This window comes from Apibacter sp. wkB309, from assembly GCF_002964915.1.
Classification (GTDB): domain Bacteria; phylum Bacteroidota; class Bacteroidia; order Flavobacteriales; family Weeksellaceae; genus Apibacter.
On sequence record NZ_PSZL01000001.1, the window covers coordinates 387,964 to 413,733 of the forward strand.

At 28.7% G+C, this 25,770-nt stretch carries 20 protein-coding genes, 3 tRNA genes, 1 rRNA gene and 1 pseudogene; 11 read left to right on the top strand and 14 right to left on the bottom strand.

The genetic code is table 11. The features are described from left to right. The first annotated feature begins 11 nt into the window (after nt 1-11). Both ruvC and C4S75_RS01605 read left to right on the top strand, forming a co-directional pair. Nucleotides 12-578, top strand: coding sequence for a crossover junction endodeoxyribonuclease RuvC (gene ruvC, locus C4S75_RS01600; RefSeq protein ID WP_105296566.1), 567 nt, complete (start codon nt 12-14; stop codon nt 576-578). Nucleotides 579-590: 12 nt separating this feature from the next. Further along, nucleotides 591-1,379 carry a hypothetical protein gene (locus tag C4S75_RS01605; RefSeq protein WP_146105542.1) on the top strand — a complete coding sequence of 263 codons (789 nt, stop codon included), beginning with the start codon at nt 591-593 and terminating at the stop codon, nt 1,377-1,379. Nucleotides 1,380-1,420: 41 nt separating this feature from the next. On the opposite strand, the gene C4S75_RS01610 is transcribed toward C4S75_RS01605, so the two are convergent. After that, nucleotides 1,421-1,909: a DUF4293 family protein gene (locus tag C4S75_RS01610; RefSeq protein WP_105296568.1), complete on the bottom strand. Its 489-nt coding sequence runs from the start codon at nt 1,907-1,909 to the stop codon at nt 1,421-1,423. A 90-nt stretch (nt 1,910-1,999) separates the two neighbouring features. Here C4S75_RS01610 and rho point away from each other — a divergent pair, with 90 nt between their 5' ends. After that, a complete protein-coding gene (gene rho, locus C4S75_RS01615) occupies nt 2,000-3,673 on the top strand; it encodes a transcription termination factor Rho (RefSeq protein ID WP_105296569.1) in 1,674 nt (557 codons plus the stop codon). A gap of 146 nt (nt 3,674-3,819) precedes the next feature. Here rho and C4S75_RS01620 read toward each other — a convergent pair whose 3' ends face one another. From C4S75_RS01620 to C4S75_RS01630, 3 genes are all read right to left on the bottom strand, one after another. After that, nucleotides 3,820-4,392, bottom strand: a complete 573-nt coding sequence (locus C4S75_RS01620) for a hypothetical protein (RefSeq protein WP_105296570.1) — start codon at nt 4,390-4,392, stop codon at nt 3,820-3,822. Between the two features lie 131 nt (nt 4,393-4,523). Next, a complete protein-coding gene (gene era / locus C4S75_RS01625) occupies nt 4,524-5,414 on the bottom strand; it encodes a GTPase Era (protein WP_105296571.1) in 891 nt (296 codons plus the stop codon). A 29-nt stretch (nt 5,415-5,443) separates the two neighbouring features. Further along, entirely contained in the window at nt 5,444-6,367 is a 924-nt protein-coding gene (locus tag C4S75_RS01630) for an N-acetylmuramoyl-L-alanine amidase (protein WP_105296572.1), read from the bottom strand. A 135-nt stretch (nt 6,368-6,502) separates the two neighbouring features. On the opposite strand from C4S75_RS01630, the gene C4S75_RS01635 reads away from it, so the two are divergent. From C4S75_RS01635 to C4S75_RS01645, 3 genes are all read left to right on the top strand, one after another. Beyond that, nucleotides 6,503-6,587, top strand: a tRNA-Ser gene (locus tag C4S75_RS01635). Nucleotides 6,588-6,608: 21 nt separating this feature from the next. Next, nucleotides 6,609-6,681 (top strand) — tRNA-Pro (locus C4S75_RS01640). A gap of 18 nt (nt 6,682-6,699) precedes the next feature. Continuing rightward, nucleotides 6,700-6,773, top strand: a tRNA-Arg gene (locus C4S75_RS01645). 1,215 nt (nt 6,774-7,988) lie between these two features. Here C4S75_RS01645 and C4S75_RS01650 read toward each other — a convergent pair. The 4 genes and pseudogenes from C4S75_RS01650 to C4S75_RS01665 all read right to left on the bottom strand — a co-directional run bounded on the left by C4S75_RS01650 (nt 7,989) and on the right by C4S75_RS01665 (nt 9,857). Continuing rightward, nucleotides 7,989-8,495 carry a hypothetical protein gene (locus C4S75_RS01650; protein WP_105296573.1) on the bottom strand — a complete coding sequence of 169 codons (507 nt, stop codon included), beginning with the start codon at nt 8,493-8,495 and terminating at the stop codon, nt 7,989-7,991. A gap of 157 nt (nt 8,496-8,652) precedes the next feature. Beyond that, nucleotides 8,653-8,895 (bottom strand): annotated as a pseudogene (locus C4S75_RS10165) (JAB domain-containing protein); the annotation flags it as partial. Between the two features lie 208 nt (nt 8,896-9,103). Then, entirely contained in the window at nt 9,104-9,445 is a 342-nt protein-coding gene (locus tag C4S75_RS01660) for a hypothetical protein (protein ID WP_105296574.1), read from the bottom strand. A 94-nt stretch (nt 9,446-9,539) separates the two neighbouring features. Next, nucleotides 9,540-9,857, bottom strand: a complete 318-nt coding sequence (locus C4S75_RS01665) for a hypothetical protein (RefSeq protein WP_105296575.1) — start codon at nt 9,855-9,857, stop codon at nt 9,540-9,542. A gap of 349 nt (nt 9,858-10,206) precedes the next feature. Between C4S75_RS01665 and C4S75_RS01670 the strand changes: the two genes are divergently transcribed. Both C4S75_RS01670 and C4S75_RS01675 read left to right on the top strand, forming a co-directional pair. Then, the gene (locus tag C4S75_RS01670) at nt 10,207-13,158 is read left to right on the top strand and encodes a class I SAM-dependent DNA methyltransferase (RefSeq protein WP_105296576.1); all 2,952 of its coding nucleotides are present in this window, start codon (nt 10,207-10,209) and stop codon (nt 13,156-13,158) included. Nucleotide 13,159: 1 nt separating this feature from the next. Beyond that, a complete protein-coding gene (locus C4S75_RS01675) occupies nt 13,160-13,870 on the top strand; it encodes a hypothetical protein (RefSeq protein ID WP_146105543.1) in 711 nt (236 codons plus the stop codon). Between the two features lie 20 nt (nt 13,871-13,890). Here C4S75_RS01675 and C4S75_RS01680 read toward each other — a convergent pair whose 3' ends face one another. From C4S75_RS01680 to C4S75_RS01705, 5 genes are all read right to left on the bottom strand, one after another. Then, a complete protein-coding gene (locus C4S75_RS01680) occupies nt 13,891-14,793 on the bottom strand; it encodes a PoNe immunity protein domain-containing protein (protein ID WP_105296578.1) in 903 nt (300 codons plus the stop codon). A 10-nt stretch (nt 14,794-14,803) separates the two neighbouring features. After that, on the bottom strand, nt 14,804-15,592 hold the full coding sequence (locus tag C4S75_RS01685) for a hypothetical protein (protein ID WP_105296579.1): 789 nt from the start codon (nt 15,590-15,592) through the stop codon (nt 14,804-14,806). 16 nt (nt 15,593-15,608) lie between these two features. Beyond that, complete coding sequence (locus tag C4S75_RS01690; protein WP_105296580.1) at nt 15,609-16,940, bottom strand: PAAR-like protein; 1,332 nt, start codon at nt 16,938-16,940, stop codon at nt 15,609-15,611. Then, nucleotides 16,928-17,593 (bottom strand): hypothetical protein, encoded by a 666-nt coding sequence (locus tag C4S75_RS01695; RefSeq protein WP_105296581.1) that lies wholly within the window; start codon nt 17,591-17,593, stop codon nt 16,928-16,930. The genes C4S75_RS01690 and C4S75_RS01695 overlap by 13 nt, the downstream gene beginning before the upstream one ends. 1,530 nt (nt 17,594-19,123) lie before the next feature. Further along, nucleotides 19,124-20,029 (bottom strand): DUF5655 domain-containing protein, encoded by a 906-nt coding sequence (locus tag C4S75_RS01705; RefSeq protein WP_105296583.1) that lies wholly within the window; start codon nt 20,027-20,029, stop codon nt 19,124-19,126. A gap of 594 nt (nt 20,030-20,623) precedes the next feature. Here C4S75_RS01705 and C4S75_RS01710 point away from each other — a divergent pair. Then, complete coding sequence (locus C4S75_RS01710) at nt 20,624-21,322, top strand: OmpA family protein (protein WP_105296584.1); 699 nt, start codon at nt 20,624-20,626, stop codon at nt 21,320-21,322. A 27-nt stretch (nt 21,323-21,349) separates the two neighbouring features. On the opposite strand, the gene C4S75_RS01715 is transcribed toward C4S75_RS01710, so the two are convergent. Then, nucleotides 21,350-23,521, bottom strand: a complete 2,172-nt coding sequence (locus C4S75_RS01715) for a helix-turn-helix domain-containing protein (protein WP_105296585.1) — start codon at nt 23,519-23,521, stop codon at nt 21,350-21,352. A gap of 301 nt (nt 23,522-23,822) precedes the next feature. On the opposite strand from C4S75_RS01715, the gene C4S75_RS01720 reads away from it, so the two are divergent. Beyond that, nucleotides 23,823-25,154 (top strand): hydroxymethylglutaryl-CoA reductase, degradative, encoded by a 1,332-nt coding sequence (locus C4S75_RS01720; RefSeq protein ID WP_105296586.1) that lies wholly within the window; start codon nt 23,823-23,825, stop codon nt 25,152-25,154. Between the two features lie 536 nt (nt 25,155-25,690). Next, nucleotides 25,691-25,770: ribosomal RNA gene (locus C4S75_RS01725) — 16S ribosomal RNA — on the top strand; the annotation flags it as partial.

The window sequence follows — 25,770 nt, forward strand, 5'->3', positions numbered from 1 at the left end:
ATTATTAAAACATTTTGACGGAAAGAATTATAATAGGAATCGATCCCGGAACGAATGTTATGGGATTTGGGGTTATTAGTGTAGTGGGTAATAAAATGAAGCTGTTGTGCATTGATGAGCTAATTCTTAAAAAGGTTGAATCCCATGCATTAAAGCTTAAAAAAATATTTGATAAAACCTTATCGCTGATTGATACCTATCATCCGGATGAATTGGCAATTGAAGAACCCTTTTACGCTAAAAATGTGCAGTCTATGTTAAAATTAGGCAGAGCGCAAGGTGTGGCTATGGCTGCCGGCTTACTAAGAGAAATTCCTATTACAGAATATTTTCCAAAAAAAGTTAAAATGTCAATAACAGGAAACGGTAATGCATCCAAAGAACAAGTTGCAGGAATGTTAAAAACTTTATTGAATTTAAAAGATTTTCCTACTCGATATTTGGATGCTTCCGATGGACTGGCTCTGGCAGTATGCCACTTTTTAAACAGTAGAGCTCCCTCATCCGCAAATACTTCAAAATCATATTCGGGGTGGGATTCCTTTGTAAAAAATAATCCAAAAAGAGTGGGCAGTTGATAAGGCCGTGAAATGAAAAAATCGATTGAAAGATTTTTAATTAAAACTCAATTGTGGGTTTCTTTCATGATTTCATTATTATGTCTATTTTTTGGAAGTTTAAATCACTCCGTAAATTACAACAGAATTGCAATAATTTTTTTTTCTGCCTTAGCTGCTTATAATTTTATTTGCTTTCAAAATACTTGGTCGCGAAATATCTTAAAAAAACTTTCTTTTCATATTTCATTCATCAGTTTAATACTTGTGGCTTTTATAGTATGTAAGGAAAAAGATTTACTACAATTTTTTCATATTGCATTTATTGGAAGTATTGTAATCATGTATAATTCGGATTTTATAAAGATTCCATTCAGAAACATTCCTTTATTAAAAATTTTTATTATATCATTTGCATGGGCCTATGCGATTCTATATATAGGAAATTCGGGTAATCGTAATACGTTTGCAGAATTTTTAATTCTGTATTTTTTTATCATAGGTATAACTCTGCCTTTTGATATTTGCGACATGAAAAAAGATGTTATTTGTACAATACCCAACTATTTAGGAATACGAAAAAGCAAAGGTATTGCTTGTATATGTTTATTTCTATCTGCACTAGTTTTTGCTTTGACTTTTTATAAGCAAGGCGATTTAATCTATGTGACAGCATGGGAAGTGGTGTGTATAATCAGTATGGGTATGGTAGTATTTATGGGAAAAACACATCAATTTTTTTACACCCGTTTTTGGATGGAAGCTTGTTCTGCTTTACCCATAATTATTATATGGTTGCAAAAAATAAGAGTCGTTTTATAAAATAAAACGACTCTTGCACTCATTAAAAGTTGTTATGAGTTTTAACGGAATCTGTCTACAGATTTTATGAGCTTTTCATCCTTATTGATGTACTTATTTGCCATGGCAAGCAGAATAATCAGCAGGACCGGGACGAGTAGCTCAACACCTTTCTCAGGAAGTATAGTACTTCCTCCAGATGAATTTAGCAAATCATAAACCATAAAACCGATCAACAATACGTTTATAATTATATTTATATAATTAATTTTTTTTTGAACATTTCTGCTTTTAAAGCAGAATAGGGAAATAAAAGCTAACAATCCGATGAGGAACAAAAGGAACATATCTGTTAAATCATTAGGAATGAAATCGGTTATATAACCGACAGCAAATCCTAGTATACCGGCTAATGATAGATAAATACTTTGAATTCTTTGGATCAAAATTTCGCTTTTTTGAACAGCAAATGTATAAAAAATTAGCGTTTTAATAAAATATTTTGTAATATTGCTGAATAATCTACTAAAGATTAGTGCATTATTTTTCATAAAGTTACCACTTTATTCTTTTATAAAATAATCAAAATCAATATTTTACGTAATTTTCGAGTAATTTTAAAATCATACTAAACATAACTTATGTTTGAGGAACAAAAGCTTAAAGCAATGAAAGTGGCTGATTTGCAGTCTATTGCTAATGAATTAAAAATTAAAAGTTCAGGATTAAAAAAATCAGAATTAATTGAATTAATTTTAGCTCATCAAAACAAACAAACACACCACAATGAGTCGGAAAAATCTACCGATGAAGAGCCTATAATAACGGAAAAAAGACAAAGAAAAAGAATACCTGCTAAACAACAGCAGAGAGATACTTTATTATCTAAAGAGGAAGTGGTTGAAAATAAAGGTTCCCAAGATGATGACTCACTAATAGATGATGACGTTCAAAAAGAAGTTTCGGAAAATGATGAAGATTTTAAAATTGATATTCCGGTTTACCGAAAGCCGCAAGTTATATTAAGAAAAAGTGCAGACAGCACTCATTTTCAAAAAACTACAGTTTCTAAGGATGATAAAAAGCTTTTTGATGAAGAGCCTAAAACCAATTATCAAAGCCCGAAGAAAAACAATACTAAGGAATATGCTAACAGACCGCATACCAATGGTAATAAATATCGTTCCTCCGATTATGAATTTGAAGGTATTATAAAAACAGAAGGAGTTTTAGAGATCACTCAGGACGGATATGGTTTTTTACGTTCTTCTGACTTTAATTACCTTTCATCTCCCGATGATGTGTATGTTTCTCCTTCACAAATTAAGCTTTTTGGACTTAAGACCGGAGATACTGTTACCGGAGAAGTTCGTCCACCGAAAGAAGGTGAAAAATTTTTCCCTTTAGTTAAAATTATCGAAATAAACGGAAGAGATCCTTTATTTGTTAGAGATCGAGTATCATTCGAGCATTTAACTCCCTTATTTCCTGAAGAAAAATTTAAATTAGCAGGTAAAGGAGCTACTTTGTCAACTCGTGTGGTAGATTTATTCTCACCTATTGGAAAAGGACAAAGAGGAATGATCGTTGCTCAACCTAAAACAGGTAAAACAATTTTACTTAAAGATATTGCCAATGTAATTTCCATAAATCATCCGGAAGTTTACATGATTGTATTATTGATTGACGAGCGTCCGGAAGAGGTAACCGACATGCAAAGAAGCGTCAAAGGAGAAGTAATTGCTTCAACTTTTGATGAATCAGCCGAAAAACATGTAAAAGTTGCCAATATTGTTCTGTCTAAAGCTCAAAGAATGGTGGAATGTGGACACGATGTAGTAATATTGTTAGATTCCATTACCCGTTTGGCACGTGCTTATAATACGGTTTCTCCGGCATCCGGTAAAGTACTTTCCGGAGGAGTAGATGCCAATGCACTTCATAAACCGAAACGTTTCTTTGGAGCAGCAAGAAATATTGAAGGTGGAGGTTCTCTTACCATTATTGCAACGGCATTAATAGATACAGGATCTAAAATGGATGAGGTAATTTTTGAGGAATTTAAAGGTACCGGTAATATGGAGCTTCAACTGGATAGGAAAATTGCCAATAAACGTATTTATCCGGCTATTGATTTGGTTTCGTCTTCAACACGTCGTGACGATTTATTATTAGACCCGGTTTCTCAACAAAGAATGTGGATATTAAGAAATCATTTAGCAGATATGAATCCATTGGAAGCTATGGAGTTCTTAAAAATGAGATTAGACCGATCTCTTTCCAATGAAGAATTCTTATTAACGATGAATCAATAAAAATAGCTAATAAAAAATATAAAATATAGAAGATAAAAAGGCTGTTAATTTAACAGCCTTTTTTATTAATAAAAATCTAAAACTAGGATAGTTATATTTGAAATTTGAAAAAGTTTTTTTATATAACAAATATAAGCTAAAATTAATTATTTCATAAATTTAGAACGACTTCTCATTTGAGGGTTGATCATATTGCTTCTCGAAATATTTACTCTTTTCATTTGTTCTTTCATCATTTTAATTTGATCTCCCAGCATGTTGGAAGTATCTAATTTTTTAGCTTCACTTAAAAAACGTTCTGCCTCATTTTTATTACCTCTCATCATAGCTCCTGCCGCCAAATTTAGTGTAGCCAATGCGCGATCGTGTTTGAAACTTAAACCGTAATCTAAAGCTGTTTTCATATACGATTCGGCCTTAGCAGCATTGCCTTGAGCCTCAGTAATCCCCATAAGATAGTTATAATATCCGTATTGTTTTCTTACTAATTGACTTTTCACATTAGTAATTTTGTCCAACCAGGAACGAGCACCTACAAGATCTTGTTTTCTCAATTTCCAAAAAGCCAATAAAATATATTCGTTTCTGAAAAATAATAAAATAGGCAGGGCAGAAAGAATAACCAATAGAATTCCTAATCCTATTTGACGATTAAACATCAGATAAATGCCCAGTCCGATTATGAGGGCTGCAATAACAAGTTTTATATATTTATTCATGGTAAAGTCTTCAAATTTCGACAAAGGTAACAATAAGTGTTGAAAAAATCAGGATTAATAAGAATGTGTAAAGTACTTTTAATGAAAATAGCACAAAAAAATAAGTTAACCTATCAACCAGTTATTTAATCTTATTTATTTGTATATCCGAAATTTTTTAAATCCCGATCATTGGATCTCCAATCTTTTTTTACTTTGACATAAAGGTTGAGGAAAATCTTTTTATTAAAAAATTTTTCTAAGTCTAGCCGAGCTTCCGTCCCTACTTTTTGAATTTTTTGTCCTTTATGACCGATAAGAATGCCTTTTTGTGTATTTCTTTCTACATAAATAGTCGATTCAATACGGATAATATGATCTTCTTCTTTAAAGCTTTCGGTAACGACTTCTACAGAATAAGGAATCTCTTTTTGATAATTGAGCAATATTTTTTCCCGAACGGTCTCGTTTACAAAAAAACGTTCCGATAAGGTGGTAAATTGTTCTTTATCATAATAAGGAGGCATTTCCGGCAATAAGCTTTTAATTTTTGGAAGAATTAATTCGGTATTGAGAGAATGTAAGGCAGATATAGGAAGAATTTCTGCATTTGGTAATTGGTTATGCCAAAATGCAACGCTTTCTGATATTGTTGAAGCATCTTTAGCTTTATCAACTTTATTTAGTAATACAATAACAGGTATTTTTACCGAATTTAATTTTTTAACTAAAAATTCAGAAGGATTTTTTTCTTCGCCAAATTCTGTGATAAATAAAATCAAATCAGCATCTTCAAAAGACTCTTTTACAAAATCATTCATTTTTTCCTGCAATTCATAAGCAGGATTTTGTATGATTCCGGGGGTATCGGAAAATATAATTTGTGTATTTTCATCGTTCCAAATTCCATATACTCGATGACGGGTAGTTTGTACTTTTGGAGTTACAATAGATAGCTTTTCTCCTATTAATTGATTTATCAAAGTGGATTTTCCTACATTGGGTTTACCTACAATGCTGACAAATCCTGAGTGGTGTGACATGAAATTAATTTTTTGATAAAATTATAAAGTTATTTAGTATTGGAACGATATTTTTTATTCAAGGCTTGTAAAATAGCCCAAGTTTCAGCATCTACATTGCCATCAGCCTTTTCAGGTCTGAAATGCCATTGAAATGCACGGATTGTTAGATATGTATTTTTGTCCCATTCTCCGGTTAAATCTATTTTATAACCGTATTTTTTAAGTGCTTTCTGAAATTCCAATGGAGAACTGTAAGGGTAGGTATCCGGAATATATTGAGTCAAATAATACTCTTTGTCATACTCCTCATACCAAGCTCCAATTCCGTACTGAGTATATAACTCTTTCCAAGGAAACATAGGTCCGGGATCTTGTTTTCTTAACGGGGCTATATCACTGTGCCCCACAACATTCACTGGGTCAATCTCGTAACGATTAATAATGTTCTTGGATAAAGTCGCAACTTTCTTAATCTGATATTTTGGAAAATAAGTAAATACCAAAGAATCTTTTATTTTGGTATATCCTTTATTTACTATTTCAATACCTATGGAAGTATCATTTAAATTTTCTGTACCATTCCATGAGCTCACTCCCGCATGCCAGGCTCTTTTGTCCTCACTAACTAAGATATCAATGGTATCGTTCGGCTGGTCGGTGATTAAATAATGAGCGCTTACTTGCCCTTTTTTAGCCAATATCTTAACGGAGGTTGGATAATCTGAAACTGTATAGTGCAAAACCAAAAATTTAATTCTTTCATTAAATGCAATGGAAGGGAAATTTTTTTGAGAAATAACATATTCCGGAAGGTTGGCTTCGGTTATGATGTGATATTTAGGATTAGCATGGGTTATATATACAGTATCTCTAATAACCTTGCTATCAACGATAATCTTTTTTTGTGATCCACAGCTTACTAAGAGGAAAAGTGTACAACACAAAATGTTGAATTTTATTATTTGTATCATTTATTTTATTATATAATAACAAAGTTAAAAAACAGTAAAATAATTATAAGTCAAAAATTTTAAAAAAATACTTGCATATGTAAAATCTTACATTTACTTTTGCACTCCAAATTAGTTGGAATTCAGACTAAATTTGGAGAGTTGCCGGAGTGGTTAACGGAGCAGTTTGCTAAACTGTCGACAGGAAACTGTCGCGTGGGTTCGAATCCCACACTCTCCGCATTAACACACAAGGTATATTCGGGGTGTAGCGCAGGTGGTAGCGCATCTGGTTTGGGACCAGAGGGTCGCAGGTTCGAGTCCTGTCACCCCGACTTGATAAATCAGAAAGGGGTCGCGTAGCTCAGCTGGATAGAGCATCTGCCTTCTAAGCAGACGGTCAAAGGTTCGAATCCTTTCGCGATCACAATCTTCAAGAGTAGTTTATTACTCTAAAAATATTATTAGGCCTCTGTAAATATTATTTATAGGGGTTTTTTATTCGTAAAGGTTAAATCCAATTCCCCAATTTTTTGCTATTTTATACTGAATTTGTTTTTTCAATTCTTTCCCTCCCTTCAATTTTGAGGTAGAACATTTACTTTTATAAAACATCTGTAACAAAATCTATTATTATAATTAAATGTTGTAAAAAATACAAATTATCTTGTAAGACAAATCAATAATTCGAAAATGTTTAACAATACTAATATAGTCAGATACTTTTCAGAAACAGCCAAATATTTCAGTAAGATTAATGAAAATTATTAACGTAACATATATTTGAAGTTCAAAGAAAAAGTAAGTAGATTGAGCTAATCTCTATAATAAGGTTAATATATATTATACTAATAACCTTAAATACTATAACCTAGATATATCTTACTGACTACTAAAGCCTATATAAAGAAAGAAAAACTGCTATGACAAAATTGAGTAAAAAAAATTGAACCTGGCAGATTACAACTAAAATTTATCTTATTCATACAAAGAAAACATACTTCGTACAAGAATCTTACAACTTCTGGTGTAAGGAGATACAAGGCAGGAACTCGTAAGTCAAGGACACTAACAGAAACTAATATGTTTGTAATCATTCCAGTATTTAAAGGGAAGAATGAAAGATGACCATAGATAAGACAAGTAAAATGTTTTGATAATGGAGTTTTGGTTATACTTATAAAATGATAAACGATCGGAAAAATGAAAAAGTGAAAATTTTAATGATTGGAATTAGGATTTTTGCTTAAAATGGTAGGAATAGATTTTGAATCCTAAACCTAGTGATTGATTTGAGTCGGAATATCAAAATTTAGCTTTTAAATCTTTGATTTTATGGGTTTATTTTCGGTTTAAGATGGGGGAGCTGAAAGTGGATTAAAATAGCTTGTTTTGATTAAATATAAAATCTGAAAAATTTACCAATGAATTGAATAATCAAATTTTTATTATTCTCTAACCAGAACATAGGAAAATAGGAAAACCTTAATCTGGCAGATTGTAAATCAGATTTTTATGAATGTCGTTTTTCTTATATTTTTATTTTACTTAGGTTTTTTCATAACAAGTAGGAGATAATACTAGCCCTACTACTGACACCAGAACCATTGCCGAAAATTTGGGAGTAGATGTAATGTAATTGTTAATTTTCAAAAACACATTCGGGAAAACATTGTATTAGTATTTGATAAGTACCTGAATAATCAAAAATAAAAAAAATTATATTTTTATTCTTATTAAGATATATTTCATTATTATATTCAAAATGTTTTTTATATAATTCTGATAATTGAGGATTTTCAATTTTATCAGAAATATTAATAATGTCATTTTTTATATTATTGAAATAAGTATTATTTAATGTTAAATATTGTATATCAGTTAATTTTGTGCTGTTATTACGAAATACAATTTCTACAATCTCATTATTTTTATCCAATCTTTTTGTGATGAATTTATTAGATCCAAGACTAATAATTGTAAAACCTTCCTTTATTTCTTTTACTTTAGTGAATTTATTAAAAGTATTAAGAGTTTCTTTTTCAGTTTGATTCTGACTTATAGCATCTATAGCATTTATTATTGAAAACTCTTGAGAATAGATAAAAATATGAATTAATAGTAAAAAAGGGAACAATATTTTTTTCATCTAGATTAGATTATTCTTTTCAAAAATAACAATAAAAGTGTTATTAATACTCTCTCTTAAATTTTTATAATTAACTATATCACACTTTCACTATAAATACTTTATCTTCTGGTTTTAATAATCTTCAATAAACCAGGAAGGAAGAAAGTTATATTTTTCACAAGAAAAATCCCTTATCAGCAAAACTAAAATAAGATTCTTTGGTTATTACTAAATGGTCTACAAAAACTAAATCCAGTAATTTACAAGCTTGTTGTATTTTCTCAGTTAAAATCCAATCACTTTTAGAAGGATTTGCATTGCTACTAGGATGATTATGTATAACTACAATAGCGGAAGCATTAGTTTTTAAAGCAGTACTAAGTATAAGCCTTATATCTACACAACAAGCAGAAATCCCTCCTTTAGCTAAACTCTAATATCTTAATACTATACTAGTTCTATTTAAATACAATACTTTTACCTCTTCCTGTAATTCAATAGTTTTTAGATTCCAAGTGGATAGGGCTAAATCATATAATTGAGTACTATTCTCTATTTTTATTTTCTCCTGGTTTATATTAGTATAGGAGACTTTGATTTCTGATACTTTCTAAAATGATAATTCTTTATTTATCGGTAGTTAAGGCTAAAACAAATTCTACATCCTCAGAATGAGTGATTTCTCCATTATGTAACATTTCCAGTAGCTCTTCTTTATATCCTTCTATTCCTTTATAAGGAGTAGTATAAAATAGCTCTAACTTTCCTTTATTTGTGGCTAAGACTTGATATTCTGTATTGGTTATAAATACCATTCCATTATAATGATTAAACATAATAGTAACATCTTCCTCTACAAAGGATTCAGGTAGTTTATATTCACTATAAAGTGTTAAGAGTTCTATAGCTAAGGCTAATTCTCTATACCCAAAGTTTTCTAGATTATTAAAGGTAGATAGTGATGACATATAAAATAATATTAAAAAAGTACGTCCACTTTTTGTAGAACTTATATAATAAGAATACAAAAAATGGACGCACTAAAAATTAAACGGTTAATTCTTAATTCAGGGAAAATGTATGATTCTCGGTTAATTCTTTTTGAATGTAGGGAGAAGGATTTGCCTTGTGAATAGTAGATTGTTTTTGTGGTGCTGTTGGATTATTTGAACCAGGAAGATAAGTATATCGGTGAGTAAGAAGTAAAACTTCTCCTGTATCTTTTACGGTATATTCATAAGGTTCACATTCCTGTTTTTCTATCTTTCCTGGTATTTCTGAACCGATTAAAGTTTGACAAGTCAATTCATCAAAAGTGCAGGATAAATAAGCTTTTTTAGCCGTTGCATAATAATTTCCAGTTTTCTGACTTAACAGCATTTCTATTCCACCAGAGATTTCTAATACAAAAATGGAAGTTCTGTCTTACCTTTTTCTTTCTTTGTGGTTGATAATTTTTACCATTGATTTATGTTTTTGAGTTAGTAGTCACCACCAGGAAACAAAAATCCATAGGAAAAAGATTCAGCTTTCATCTTGAATTTTTATACAGTCTGGAAATTGTTTTGTTTCCTATATAAGTGGCGGGGGAGGTTTTCCCTTTAAAATTAGTGGGGGTATTTAGAACAGGTGGTTAAAGTTCTCATAATTTGTTATGAAAATTTTTTATTATAAAGAAGAAATATATATATTACAATGTATACTTTTGTAACTTAGAGAATATTATATAATGTTGAACATAAAAAAAGATTTAAATACAGGTTTTCAATACCTTGGCTTTGATAGTGAAATTGAAGATGTTCTCTTTTTATGTGATTCTATTAATTCAATTGAAGATTTATCTATTAAATTTCATTTGGAAAAAGCAATTAGTTTTAAAGCACTAGGAGTTTTTTTTAGAAAAGAATTGGATAAATATAAACCTCAAATATATATTTATGATTATACAGGTGGAAAATTATATGATGAACAGGAACTAACTGATATACAAAAGAAAATTTGGAGTAGTGGAATTGTTCCTTTAGTATGTATATTTTCAGATACAGAAGTAAAAATACTTGATTGTACAACGCATACTAAGGATAATGAACCTACTTATTTATTTAACCATTTATTCAATTCTATTAATGCTCATAAGATATACAATGAACAATTTGCTATAAAAATAAAAACAGGTGTTTTTTGGGAAGAGGAAGATAATAAGCGTAGATTTAAGTTCAGTAACTCTGCTTATGATATTTTAATTAAATGGATAAAAGAACTAAAGAATGAATATATTCAGAGTTTTAAAGAGGAACAAATTGTAAAAAATTCTGAACAAAAAGAAAAAGAAAAAATTCTAAACAAAGTTATTGTTCAGTCAATTCTAATTAAATATTTAGAAGAAAGACAAGATGAAAATGGTAAAAGATTATTTCATGACAAGTATTTTAATGAGTTTGAAAATGCTAAAAACTTTTCAGATGTATTAAAAAACACCTCTCATTTTATTAGTTTATTAGAAAAGCTGCATAAAGATTTTAATGGTAATTTATTTGAATGGAGTGAAAGTGAAAAAACAATATTGCAATCATTAAATCTTTCATTACTTTCTTCAGCTTTGGGAGGATATGAAAATCCTAATTTTAAAAATCAACTTGCATTACAGCTAATTAGATATTATGAGTTTAGTTATGTTCCTGTAGAATTAATTAGTAGATTATATGAAGAGTTTTTAGGTGAAAATAAGAAGGAAAACGGATTGTTTTATACTCCTTCTCATTTAGCTAAACTATTAATCGATGAGGCTATGCCTTTAAAGGATTATTCTAAAATTAATTTGCAAAACTATAAATTACTTGACCCTGCTTGTGGTTCAGGAATTTTTTTAGTTTTAGGATTCAAGAGGCTTGTTCAATGGTGGAGATTACAGAATGAATTAAAAAAACCATCACCTGAAATTTTAAAACTTTTACTTAAAAATGTATTTGGTACCGATAAAGAGGAACAAGCTACAAAATTAGCAGCATTTAGTTTATGTTTGGCTCTTTGTGACGAATTATCACCAATGCAGATTATTTCTGATTTAAGATTTGATGATTTAACAGATTCAAATATCTTGTTCACTGATTTTTTTATTAATGAACTGATAGTACCTGAAGTTGAAAATGAAATAAATATTCACAATATTCAAAAAGATAATTTCAGTAAAATAGAAAACCTAAAATTTGATTTAATTATAGGTAATCCACCATTTTTTAGAGGAGGAAAAATAAAAAATGTAAAGAATAACTTTTGGAAGTGTAAAATTGGTGAATATTTTGTAGAAATTCCATCTAAACAAATCGCATTAAAATTTTTAATATCTTCATTAAAATTTTGCAAGGATAATGGAATTGTAAGTTTAATTCAAAAATCTGCTAACTTATTATATAATCCTACATCTCATAGCTTCAAAAAAGCATTATTTAAAAGTGAAAATGTACTTCAGGTTTTAGATTTTACCCCTATTTATGAGAAAAATTTATTATGGGATAATGGCGCAAGAGTTGCAGCTTGTTCTATTTTTATTAAAAAATCTCCCATAGATTATAATAGAAATATTCTTCACGCTCTTATTAGACCTTCTAAACAAACTAAAGAGAGGCTATTCTTTGAGATTGATGATTATGACTTACATTTCATAACAAGAAATGAAGCTATTGAGAATAAGTTTATTTGGAAAATAAATTTACTTGGAGGTGGTAGATTAGTTAGTTTAGTAAATAAATTATCTCAACAGTCAAATTTAGATAATTATTATAATTTAAATAAAGATGAATTATTTGTTGGAGAGGGCATTGTAGGAGGAAAAACATTACCCAACAAAGCTTTTGAAAAATCTCAAATTTCAGTTGAGTTTGCGAATGATGAATATAATATATCATACGAAAATTTAAGGGATAAATATATATTTAATACTCCTAATCTTCTGATAAAAGAAGATATTACACTTCCAAATACTTTAAATAAAAAGAAATTGAAATTTTCTAATGAGATAGTTGGATTTTATTCTAAAAAAGAAGAATTGATAAACCCTATTCAAATTTCAATCATTGAAAATAAAGAATTAATCAAATGTTTTTTAGTTTCTACAAGTGGGAAAGCTTTTATAAATAAAGATACTGTCATTACAAAAGAAGACATAATGAATATTCCTTTTCCAATGGAAAATTTACAGTTGTCTGATATTGATAAAAATATTATTAAAGATGTAAATAAATTTTATATAGAATACCTTTCTAAAAGATTAAATTCTAAGATGTTATTATCAATCCCATTAGATGATATAAAACTTATGATAAATAACTACGGAGATGAATTTGTTAAAATACTTAACTCTGTATATCAATTAGATAATAAAAAATTTAGATTAAGTAATGTAATAACACTTTTTGATCATTCATATATTATTACTATTTTCAAATATGATGAAAAAAATCAAAAAATAACATTTATTAAAAATAATACATCAATTAACATAGAAGAATTAACCCTTCACAAGATTTCTGGGTATCTTAGCTCAACAAGGGTTGTTAGACTATATGATAAAGAAGATACAATTATTATTATTAAACCTAATCAATATAGATATTGGTTACCTTCTATTGCATATAGAGATGCAGATAAATCATTAGTTACACTCTTAAATGCTGGTTATTAATATGATTGCAGATGATTTATCTAATAATGTTCAATTCGCAGGAAATCATAGCTTTCCAAAGAACGCAATTGTTGATAAGATTATCATATCTATAAAACAAACACATCAATGTTTTATAGAAACATTGAATACCTTAAATACTTCCCAGTTGAATGAAGACGAGTTGACTCAAATATTTGTGAAACAAAACTCTGTGCAATTACAATATATGGAATTAACATCTATATATGTTGGAGTTCAATATAGAGAGATATATCAAAAAAATACAAAAGGAATACCAGATATTTATTATTCTTTATTAGAACAAGGAATAGAGAATATACCCAGTTTTATTATGGAGGCAAAAAGATTACCCGCTCCAGGCTCAAATAGAGAAAAAGAATATGTTTTTGGAAAAACTAAAAACGGTAATCCTAATGGAGGAATTGAAAGATTTAAATTAGAAAAACATGGTTTAGGGTTAAAAGAATGTGGTATTTTGGGATATATTGAAAAAGAAGATTTTAACTATTGGTTCACTCAAGTAAATAATTGGATAACTGAACTTTCAAATGATTCAAAAAATGATTGGAATATAAATGAAACCCTTAATTTTATTGAATCAAATACTTCCTCAAATTATTATTTATCAAATGTAAATAGAAATTCAGATCTTCTTAAATTACATCATTTTTGGATAAATATTAAATCTTACTCAAAAGCTGAAATATAGAAATAAACTAATTTGGGGATTCACTCATTCAAAAAAGTAGGTTTCTTCGGTTTATTTGTGTCTTTGTCTTTCCAATGAACAAAATCATAAGGATAAAATTGATTATCTCTTAAAATACCATCATCTAAACCTTTTATTTTCACTAAAGCTCCTGCTTCCCAACACCAATAACCATAGAAGTTTCTGCCATTTTCAAATTTATGCGTATTGTATTCATAATCTAAATTTTCTAAAGTATAATAATATTTATCCAAGTAAAGTTTGAGTTTTTTTACTGCTTCATTTTTGTTTTCCTCTTTTATGATTTCAGAAAGTAATTGCAAAGATTTACTATCAGGCACTTGCAATTCTTCTCCTATAGGGTAATCAGGAAGTTGAGTATTTAGTAAATAATCAATAATAAAGTCGGAAAAGTTTTTTTCTTGCATTACTTTTCCTAGTTCTTCAAAGTATTTTTTATCAATATCGGCAAGTATTCCTAAAGACAATGCATTAATTAGGTCCATAAAGTCCATATCTCCTCCATCTGAATAATCTATATCAGGAGTCCAAAAATTGGTTACAGTTTCCATAAGTAAAGCACAATCCGTAAATATGGTTTTTACCCCATCTCCCCTGCTATATTTAGCTCGGATAAGTTGAGAATATTTTATATTGAAACTGGTAAAATAAGCAGAAAAATCAAAATCAGGTTTATTAATAGCTTTATCTTCGTCATATTCCTGTTTCATTTGGATAATCCGTTTTTGCACCTTATCAATCTGTTTAGTAAAAAAAGCATTACTTCCTATAATTTTATCTCGAACCCCTTCTTTATCTTTGCTGTCTAGTATCTGTTGTTGTTCCTGCTGCATCCTTTCTTTAAATGCTTGGTTAGGGTCTTTTCCGCTAAAAGCATTTTTCAAATCTTTCCAAAAACTCATTGCATTTAATTTATTTAGTTATTTTATATGAAATGTAAAACATACAAAGACTTAAAGGTAACAATATAAAAGTTTTTACTTCATGATTTTTTTCTTTACCAACTAGGATAAAAAAGAAAGCTAATGATGCTCCAGCTAATATAGTAGTAATTAAAGGTAATTGTTTTTGAATAAAATTTTGTACCTTGTATTTTATTGTTCTTTGTTTTTTCTCCCATATATGCTGTTCTTCTTTCCATTGTTTTTCAGTTTTTATTATCCAATTATTATAGGTTTTAGAATATAATGCAAATTCTTTTTCATAATATCCTACAATAAAGATAAGATTTTTATAATGTTCACAATATAATTTATTTTGTTGAATAGGCTGTATTGACTCTAATAGAAATTGTATCGTTTCATCTGCATTATTGCTAGCCTGAAAAAAATCAAAGATATTAATTAGAATAAAATTGTCTTTATTTTCAGGAGATATAAACTTAATAAAGTCTTTATATAGAGGTAAATAATCAGGGTATAATTTGTAAATATAATCTATCCCTTTTTCTGTATTTCTTCTAAAATTTTCTATTCCTATCTCTAACTCAAAATAAGGTATACTTTCATCTGATTCATTAAAAATTTCATATTCTCCTTCCGATAATTTTTCAACATATTCCAATTTAGGTTTAAGTTTATTTATTACCTCTTCGTTAAGAAGAGTAACCCAAAATAAAGGTAAAGTAGCTCCTCCTTCAAATTCAAAATATTTTTCTGAGGAAATATTTCTATTGGAATATAATAAAGGTCTGTAACTCATGTTATTTTTATTAATTTTAAAACCAACTGGCGATCCATTTTCCTGCTCCACTACCTGCAATCGCACCAATAGCTCCTCCAACTACACCCCCAACCGCTATACCAACGGGACCACCTAAAGCTCCTATAGTTGCTCCAATTTTAGCCCCTGCAATACCTCCTACTAAAGCCCCCGAAGCACCACCTATAGCTTTTTTAGTTTTATCTCCTACTTCTCCTTCTTCCTGGTAAGCAGAATAAATATTGTAACCTTCAAAAACAATACCCACCACGATTAATCCCCTACCTGTAACTTTTCCTACTTTAGCAATGGTATGAGCATTTTGGGTAAACCATCGATTGGCAGAGGCAACCCCATTATTAGCCTGTATATTCCGCCCTACATTGTTTAAAAAATTGATAGCTTTACTACTTCCTTTATAAGTATTAGCAGCTCCTACATTTACTGGATTTCCTGTAGTTCCATTAGGATTTAATTGATACCGTGTTATATTTCCATTAGGTTCTACTTTGGTAATGACTTTTTGGAGTTGAGAGGAATTTCTTCTCATTTTGTTATCTATTCTACTAGCATCTGTTTCGGGTAATGATCCTTCTAGCCTTTTTTGAATCCACCTTGTACTTCCCTGTCTACCTCCTGACTGTGTTTTTGTGCTTCTAGTATTGGGTTTTCCGCTTCCACTATCAAACTTGGTCTCATCTATTATATCCATACCGCTTTTAGGATCATAAGCGGTAATATCAATAGGCTTCATTCTTGTATTTGGGATATTGCTTCCTATGGGGAGTTTGTTCCGTATTTGATACCCTTTTGCTCTATAGTCTAGCTTATTTTGCATTTCTCCAAAATCTCCCTTTATTTTACTAGAGTTTGGGTTATTTAGATGTCTATTTTTATATACTTGATTCCGTAAAGCATCTATTCTAAATTTTTGAGCAATGGTAATTCCTTGTTCATTTCCAATAGCTAATCCTAAAATCCAATGTTCTGGTTCTTTTAAAGATTCTGCCATTTCTTGTAAAATGCTTTGAGGTGTGTCAAAGTCAACAGTTATTTTACCTCCTTTTTTACACAGGAGACAAGCATTTTCAAATACAGGTTTAAATCCATTTATTTTAAAACCAACTTGACATTTATCCCAGTATATTGGTTCATATTTACATGTTTTGCCAATTTTACAAGTGCCAAAAGGTGTGATATTTTCATTAGGTACTACATCTGCTTCGGTTACCCATTTTTGCCCATATAAATGTCCGGTTCCATTATGAGTTACTTTAATCTGGGTAATTAGAGAGCCTTTATCACAGGTAAGAAAACTTTTATCAGGTACATGTTTTAGATTTCCCATAATTCTAAGTTTAAAGTCTTTTTATGTTCTTCTTGCTCAACCAAATTTGTGTGATGAGCAATAATAATATAATATAAATCAGGAACAGCAGTTTCTAAATATAAAGATGATTCTTTTATTTGCTCTTGTTCATTAAAAGAAAATATTTCTTCTAAATCAATATTTAAATCAACTTTAAGATTATAGGTGTGTGTAATATCTCTAATTAATTGAATGAAATCTTTTTGTTTAAATAGTTCTTTATTTAGTACAGCAGTATTGGTAATCTTGTTATTTTCTTTTTTAGATTGTAATTTAAGTTCTAAATCTAATTGTCCGAAGAAATTTTTTAAAGATAATGAGTTTTCTGTAAGTTCTTTTACATTATAATACCCATGAAATAGGGTTCTAAGAAAACTATATCCAAAAAATTGTTGTTCAAATTCTTGTTTATTATAAAATATTTGTTCTGTGTTTTCTATTAATTGATGACTTCCCTTCTGAGTATATTTTTTAGTAAGAAAACTTTTAAATTCTGATTTCCATTTATTTTGAAGTTCTGAAATATTTTCTATTGATATAATATTTCCATATAAATCTGTTTTAAGCAATAGTCTGTTTTGTAATAATTCTAAATCTTTTGTCCATTGATGGATTAGGGCTCTCCCTTCCATTTTTTGATCAATGAGTATATATTCAAAAGTTAAACTATTTTCAGTTTGTTTTAAACAATTCAGTTTAAATTAGCGAAAGTGTCTAAATTCAGTAATTTTCTTGCCTAAAATAACTCTATTGGCACTTACAGATTGATAATGACTATTTTTTAAATGTAATTGCATAAAAATAAAAAAAAACTTTATTTTATAAATATAAATATTTTTTCTTATTGTTGGTTAAAAAAATAAAAAATTAATAGAAAGGTAAATTATACAAAAAACAATGTGATAGGAATAATATTAGGATTAATTATTGCATTTATTGTAATAATTAGATCAGTTGAAAATGTTATCAAAAATGATTCTATTTTCAATAAAATTCAAAAAATACATTTAAAAAGTAAATTATATATCAGATATTTCATAATCAACTTTTAAAACGGCATCAAAAGGAATTTTACTAAAAAGTATTCAATTATTAATTTATTTTTTCATTATTCTATATTTTTCTAGTTTACTTATTTGGGTGATAAGTAATGAAATAGGGAGATTAAATATCTCTTTTATGAAACAAGAATTTAATATTTTAATGATAATATTTTTTATAACATTATTTCTTAAATATGGTTTAGAAACTGATTGGATAAAATTTAAAAAACAGGTAAAAAAAGAAATTATTAAGATATTAAATTTACTAATAATTAAAATTGTATTTATTCTTTGGATATTATTTTGGAGTGTATATTTTTCTATTTATTATATAATTAATAAGAAATTTGATGTTTCAGATAATGTGCTATTATGGAAATCCATAGGTCTTTTTTTACCTCCTATTTTAGCAATATTTATATATTTTATTTTTTTGTTCTTATTTTGGATATCAACAAGAAGTATTTCATTTATTTTATATAAAATATTACAAAAAATATTTAAAATTTCTGAATACTTAAATAATGAACAACCTTTAAAACCTTTTTTATTGATGTTGCAAGTAGTAATTTTAGTATTATCTCCTATAATAGCATTTCTTATAAATATATTTTCAGGAAAATAATAAACTTACCCCAAAAAAGATGCAGGGTGAAAAACTAACACAAAAACTAATCATATAAATATCTACAAATCTATTTTCGATACTTTTTATAAAATTTTAAAAAGCCAGGAGAAGAAGTTTATTGTTTTAGAGAATTTGAAGGAGATTCAATAATATTAGTAGGATTTTGTATTACTAATCAAGTTTTCTTAACACGAATTTGTTGGAGTATGAATATATCTCCCATTGGTTGAATTGTTTTGAGGATTAGTTAATTGAAGTAAGAAATGCTTTCGCTTTTCATATTCGTTATGTAGTACTTGTTGGTATTCAGGATATTGTTTATATAAAACAACTAATTCAGAAATGGAATTAACAGGTTGAATTTTCTCTCTGACTAAATTTATGGTAACCTCTTGGGATTTTTCATATAAATACTATTAAATAATTATGTAGAGCAGGTTAGATAATATCATAAAAAAATGATATCATAAAAAAATTAGATATATTATAATCTATAAAGCCTGTTTTATTAAACTCATAATATATTCTAAGTTATGCGTATCCTCAACAATAAGTTCATAATCCCCATTTCCCCAATGTCCAACTTTAGATACATCTCTCGTCAATTTTTTAGGATCATCTAATTCTCCACTTTTCTTATTTATAAAAATTTTCAACCCTTTTTTTAATAGTACAATATCTGCAATATTTTTATCTTTTTTGAAAGCAATATATAGTTTTTTAGGCTCTGTTTCAATATTAGCAGGAAGGTTTAAAATTGCATTTTTATACATTTCGTATAATTCTTTAACCTCTTCGGATTTATGATCCAAATGATCCTCTTCTGTAAATACTTTTATTGCGTTTGTTACTTTTGATATTTTAGAGTTTCTGTCACTTTGTATCTGTTTAATACTAGGAGCTGATTTCGATTTTTTTATCGGATTTATTATGAGACTATTATTTTCATAACGTTTAATCTCCCATAATTCTATAGCTAAATCCTTAAAATTGGAAGATTGTTTTTGAAATTCGGTAAAGAAAGGGGAAACAAATATAATTCGGCTCTGCGACCAATCCACCTCATTCCTTTTAATGGAATGCTTTTGGGTTTCATTATATTCGACAATAAAATCAGCTTTATACTCAAGCATCAGATTAAGATAAGAAACGCCTTGGTCTATAATACTGTAATTCCGTTCTCTTTTATACTCAATGATAACAAAGGCTTTGCTTTCCATGTCAAAAGCAAGGGTATCAATCCGGCTATTTTTAATCGTAAATTCCGATTTAATATACTTTAATCCTGTTAAGATTTCCATATTATTTTCAAATAATAATTGAATTTCCTTTTCCAAATTAAAAGGCTTTTCTTTTAGTTCAGACAGTTGGTTTTTATTTTGAGAAAGTACGAACATAAAAATCAGTTTTAATAGTTAAGGGATAGATATTTACATATGTCTCTGAAATACGATAAGGTATTTTTTGCTTTTTTATTCCCATATTTATATATTGTTGGAGCACAAAACCGCTGTCAAAGCATTTTTATAGTCGGGCTTGACTTCTTAAGTTTTAAGAATGCCTATTTATTCTAATGAAATTCATATTTGATGATTAATTTGTAGACTTTTCCATTTATATCGGATAAATATTTGAGAAATAAGTCTAAGGAATATTGTTTCACATCAACAAGCTTTGTCCCGCATTCGTCGTCCTTATGAAATATTATAATATTAAAGATCTGTTTAAACATGCAATGTAATTTTCTACAAATTTAGTTTTTAAAATTTAAAAATTTATCTATACTTTATCGTATTTTTTATAAATGTATTTGAGAGTAACAAATTACTTAAATTTAAGCTAAATTAAATAGTATATGTAGCCTAAAAATAGTTAAGAATAACTTGAACAAAAAAATCATTTCTTAGATTATCTTAATTAAAATATGAATGTAAATTTACCTTCTTAATAAAGAATACTTTGAGTTAATTTTTTTACATTAAATAATTAATATGAATAAAAATTTATATAAATCCCTGGTAAACTTTTTAGGAGCTTTAACAATTGTTTGTACTATAACAAGTTGTGAATGTGATAGAGATAAAAAAGAAGAACTAATAAAACAACAGGCAGAAAAAGAAAAATTAGAAAAAGAACAATCGGTTGAAGCGGATAAAATTGGTACAGTCATTCAAGGTACTTTAGATCCTGCAACAGGAAATTTTATATATGAAACCGGGGATATATTTACCATAAAACTTCCGAACGGAGAAGAAATTTTCGAAATAGGAAACAATTCAACCGAGGCTAAATTGTTTAATTATCTAAAAGATTCAACTCTAAATATAAGTGAAGACAAAACCAAAGGCTGGATTACATTAGATCGAGTATATTTTGATACAGGTAAAACCACTTTAACTACAGAATCAGGAAAACAAATAAAAAATTTAGCACAAATTTTAAAAGCATTTCCTAAAGCTAAAGTTAAAATTGGAGGATATACTGATACTACCGGATCAGAAAAAACTAATAAAAAAGTTTCAGAAGATAGAGCAAAAATCGTTCAAGAAGAATTAATCAAATCAGGAGTACAAAAAGAAAGAATATCATCTGAAGGATATGGATTACAGCATCCGGTTTGTAAAGCTAATGATACACCTGAATGTAGGGCACAAAACAGAAGAGTAGATATACGCGTACTTGAAAAATAGAATTCAATTACTCACAGTATTGTTTATTTATATCCCTAAGTCGCTTCGTACAAATTTAATTTCGTCGTAAGAAACGTTATCTCCCAATGATTCCTTAATAAGTTTTAATTCTTTAGTATTTAACTCAGCTAATTTTTTTTCAATCAAAACATACTTTTCCTCAGAGATGAAATCATATACAGATACTTTATTTTTAGAAATCAATTTAGCTACATGATTGCTAATGGTAGAAACCGTCAAATTTCTAACTTTGGCTACCTCTGTAAGATTTTTTCCTTCTTGCAAAAGGTGTAAAGTTAAATCAACCGTGTCTTCCTTTTTATCGGCTTTTGAAAAAGTTTCAGAATCAGAAGTAAAAATATATTCTTTATATGTAATTCGTTGATCAATAAGATTCGTGGAAAGTATAAATTTTGTTTTAATTTTGATATCATTTTCAAATTCACAAATGAATTTAAGATATTGAGAAATTCTTGATTTATTTTTATAATCAAGATAATGAGTTTGCAAAGGTTTCCAAACTTTAAGAAAAAGCTCATCAGCAAAATATTCAACAGCGTCTTTAGCCCTCATTTCAATAGTTCGCCATATTTCCTCTTTATTGGTAGTTGTTGACGAATTAAAACGAGAAAGAATATTTCGTTGAAATTTTTGATTGATTAACAAAAGAAAATGTAAGCACTCATCAATAGAAGTAATTAAATCCAAAACCTGTTGTTTATCAGGAATAGATTTTTCAATAGTCATTTTGCGCCAATCCTGAATTCTATAAGTTAAAGAAAGAACCGATAAAGATTTAAAAAGAGTTTCAAGTCCAAAATTATATTTCTCTTCGTTAAGAGTATTTTCTAACTCATGCACATTCCACATTTGATTTTGAAATTCATTTATCTTAGTATCCTGAATAATATTATGATTTCTTATAATAGATTTTAAAATAATTCCCTCCAAAGTTCGGCACCTGCTTAAGGCAACATAAACCTGGCCGGAAGCAAAAGATTTTCCTGCATCAACAATAACTTTATCAAAAGTTAGCCCTTGACTTTTATGGATGGTTACAGCCCAAGCAAGTCGAATGGGAAATTGAGAAAACGATCCTAAAACTTCTTCCGTAATCTTGCCCGTTTCAGGATCAATACTATATTTTATATTTTTCCAAACTTCATGTTCCAATAAAAAGGATTCTTTTTGATTTTCAAATCGAACATAAATTTCAAAATCTTCAATTTTTTCAATAATACCGATTTTTCCGTTGAAATACCTTCTGTGGCCGGAGCTGTCATTTCGAATGAACATGATTTGAGTGCCCTCTTTTAATACCAATTCCATATCAGTGGGATATGAGGTTTCAGGAAATACACCATCTACAATAGCCTCAAAAAACTTAATAGGTTTATTGAGTTTTCTTAATTCATTCTCATTAATGGAAGTAGCAATAGAATTATGAGTTGTCAAAGTTATATAACCGGGTTCCTTCGGAATAAAATCAGGATCATATCTTTCATGAAGTAATTCAAAATCAATAGAATCAAAATCCTGGTATCGAATAGCATTTAATAAATTTATAAAAACAGGATCATCTTGCCTGTATACTTTTTTGAATTCAATACATACAGGAGGATTGTTTTGCAAAACTAATGCATCAAAGAAAAAAAGGCTTTTATAATAATTCTTTAAAAGGTTCCATTGTTCCTCTTTTATTACAGGAGGCAATTGATACATGTCTCCAATCATAAGTATTTGTACGCCTCCAAAAGGAGCTGCATTTTTCCTTGTGTATTGCAAAGACCAATTAATAGCATCAAGAATATCCGCACGCAACATGGAAACTTCATCGATAATTAATAATTCAACCTCCGAAAATAATTTTCTCTTATCCTTATTATACCTAAAATGTTGATGAAGTTCTAATTTAGTGATAGCAATATTTCGATCAATCCATCCGTCATTAACAGGAATAAAACTTGTAAGAGGAAACCCGAATAAAGAATGTATAGTAACCCCTCCCGCATTAATAGCTGCTACTCCCGTGGGAGCAACGATAATAGTGTTTTTTCTAGTAGAATTTTTCAATTCCTTTAAAAAAGTGGTTTTACCCGTACCCGCCTTTCCGGTTATAAAAATGTTTTTGTTAGTATAGTTGGCTAAATCAAAAGCTAATTTTTGTTCAATATTGACTGCAGTGGATGAGTTTTCCATTTACTTTTAGGTTTTAATACAAATATATACTAAAAGTTTAAAAAAATAAATATAAAAAAGTAAACAAAATAGAGGATTTTAATTCTAAAATTAAAAAATAATTTAAAAAGAGTAAAATGTATAAAAAAATATTCAAAAAAATATAATTTGATTACTTATACTATATATAAAAGATTGTTCATCTAAGAATGTTACTAAACTATACTATTAAAAAAACAAAATGTCATGAACAATAAATGTAAATAATTACGATATATAATTATAAATTTTACTTTTGTTAAAGACTTAATCAAGTAATAAGATGAAAAGTAAAATTATTGAAGGGTTTTCTAAACTAAATAAAGAACAAAAAATTAACTGGCTAAACCAACAATACGGAGGAGGTTCAGGAGATTTAAAAAATATATTAGAACAGTATTGGAATCACAACGATGATTTGCAAAAACTACATGATGAATTTACAGAAAACACTATAAGCAATTTTTACCTTCCCTATGGTATAGCTCCCAATTTTTTAATAAATGATGAAATATATGCCCTGCCCATGGCTATAGAAGAAAGCTCTGTAGTAGCGGCTGCTTCCAAATCGGCTAAATTTTGGTTAGATAAAGGAGGATTTAAAACGAAACTTTTAGGAAATACTAAATTAGGACATATACACTTTATATATAAAGGAGAAGGAAGTAAATTATTACAATGGTTTAACACCCATTTAAAAGAAGAACTCATTAAACAATCGAAGGATCTCACTAAGAATATGCAGATGAGAGGAGGAGGAATTGTGAATATAGAATTAATAGATAAATCGAACGAGCTTGAAAACTACTATCAGATAAAAGGTTCTTTTAATACACAAGATAGTATGGGTGCAAACTTTATAAATTCATGCCTCGAACAATTTTCAACAACATTTAAAACAGAATTTCAAAAATCCAATATATTTAATGAAGAAGAAAAGAACAGCCTGCAGATCATTATGTCTATACTTTCCAATTATACCCCCGATTGTATGGCAAGAGCAGAAGTAAGCTGTAAAATAAAAGACTTAAAAGACGACAGCGGGATGCCTTCGGAGGAATTTGCCTGGAAGTTTAAACAAGCTGTTGAAATAGCAGAAGTAGAACCTTATAGAGCAGCTACTCACAATAAAGGAATTATGAATGGAGTTGATTCTGTAGTAATAGCCACAGGGAATGATTTTAGAGCAGTTGAGGCATGTGCACATACCTATGCCTCTCACACAGGGAAATATACCGGTTTAACTCATTGTGAAATTAAAAACGATCAATTTCGTTTTTGGCTTGATCTGCCTATATCCTTAGGAATAGTTGGAGGCTTAACGAAGCTTCATCCATTAGTAATAGCATCCTTACAAATATTAAATAATCCCTCAGCAGAAAAACTTATGCAAATTGTAGCAGTTGCTGGACTGGCTCAAAATTTTGCTGCAATACGATCATTAATTACAACAGGAATTCAAAAAGGACATATGAAAATGCATCTTACCAATATAATAAATCAATTGGGAGCAACGGAAGAAGAAAAGAAGGAAATACTCAATATATTTAAAGAAAAAACAATATCACATCATTTAGTAGCTGCAGAACTGGAAAGAATCCGTAAAGAACAATAACGTTAAATAAAAGATACATAAAAAAAGTATTAATAATAAAGCGTATTAACAATACATACATATAAAAAAAGTACTTGAATAAAATCAATAGCGTATACGAAGTCAAAACAGATAGTATACAACCTATAAAGATGATAAACTAGAAAAGAAGAAGAACAAACCAAAAAGCTCCAATACGAATGATCAGGAGAGAAGCAGGAATAAATAGAAAAAATAGAAAAAAAAATTAAAAAATTTTTTTGAGGTTAAATATTTGATATACAGTATATTGATGATAAATTATAAAAAAAGATTAAAAAAAGATTACAAAAAAACTTGCGGGGAAAGAAAAAGTAGCTATCTTTGCACCCGCAAGTCAGGAACAACGAAAGAGAAAAACAGAAGAAGAGAGACCTGAGAAGTGCAAAAGATCGTTGAAATAGAAAGTTTTTTAAACAAAGCTTACGAAAGATAAAAAGTAGCAAAACACAACCTGGAAGAAGAGAGATTCTTTTGAGTTAGGGAAAAACCTTGAGATTGATAATAATAAAGAAATTACAATGGAGAGTTTGATCCTGGCTCAGGATGAACGCTAGCGGGAGGCCTAACACATGCAAGCCGAGGGGTATTTTGGAGC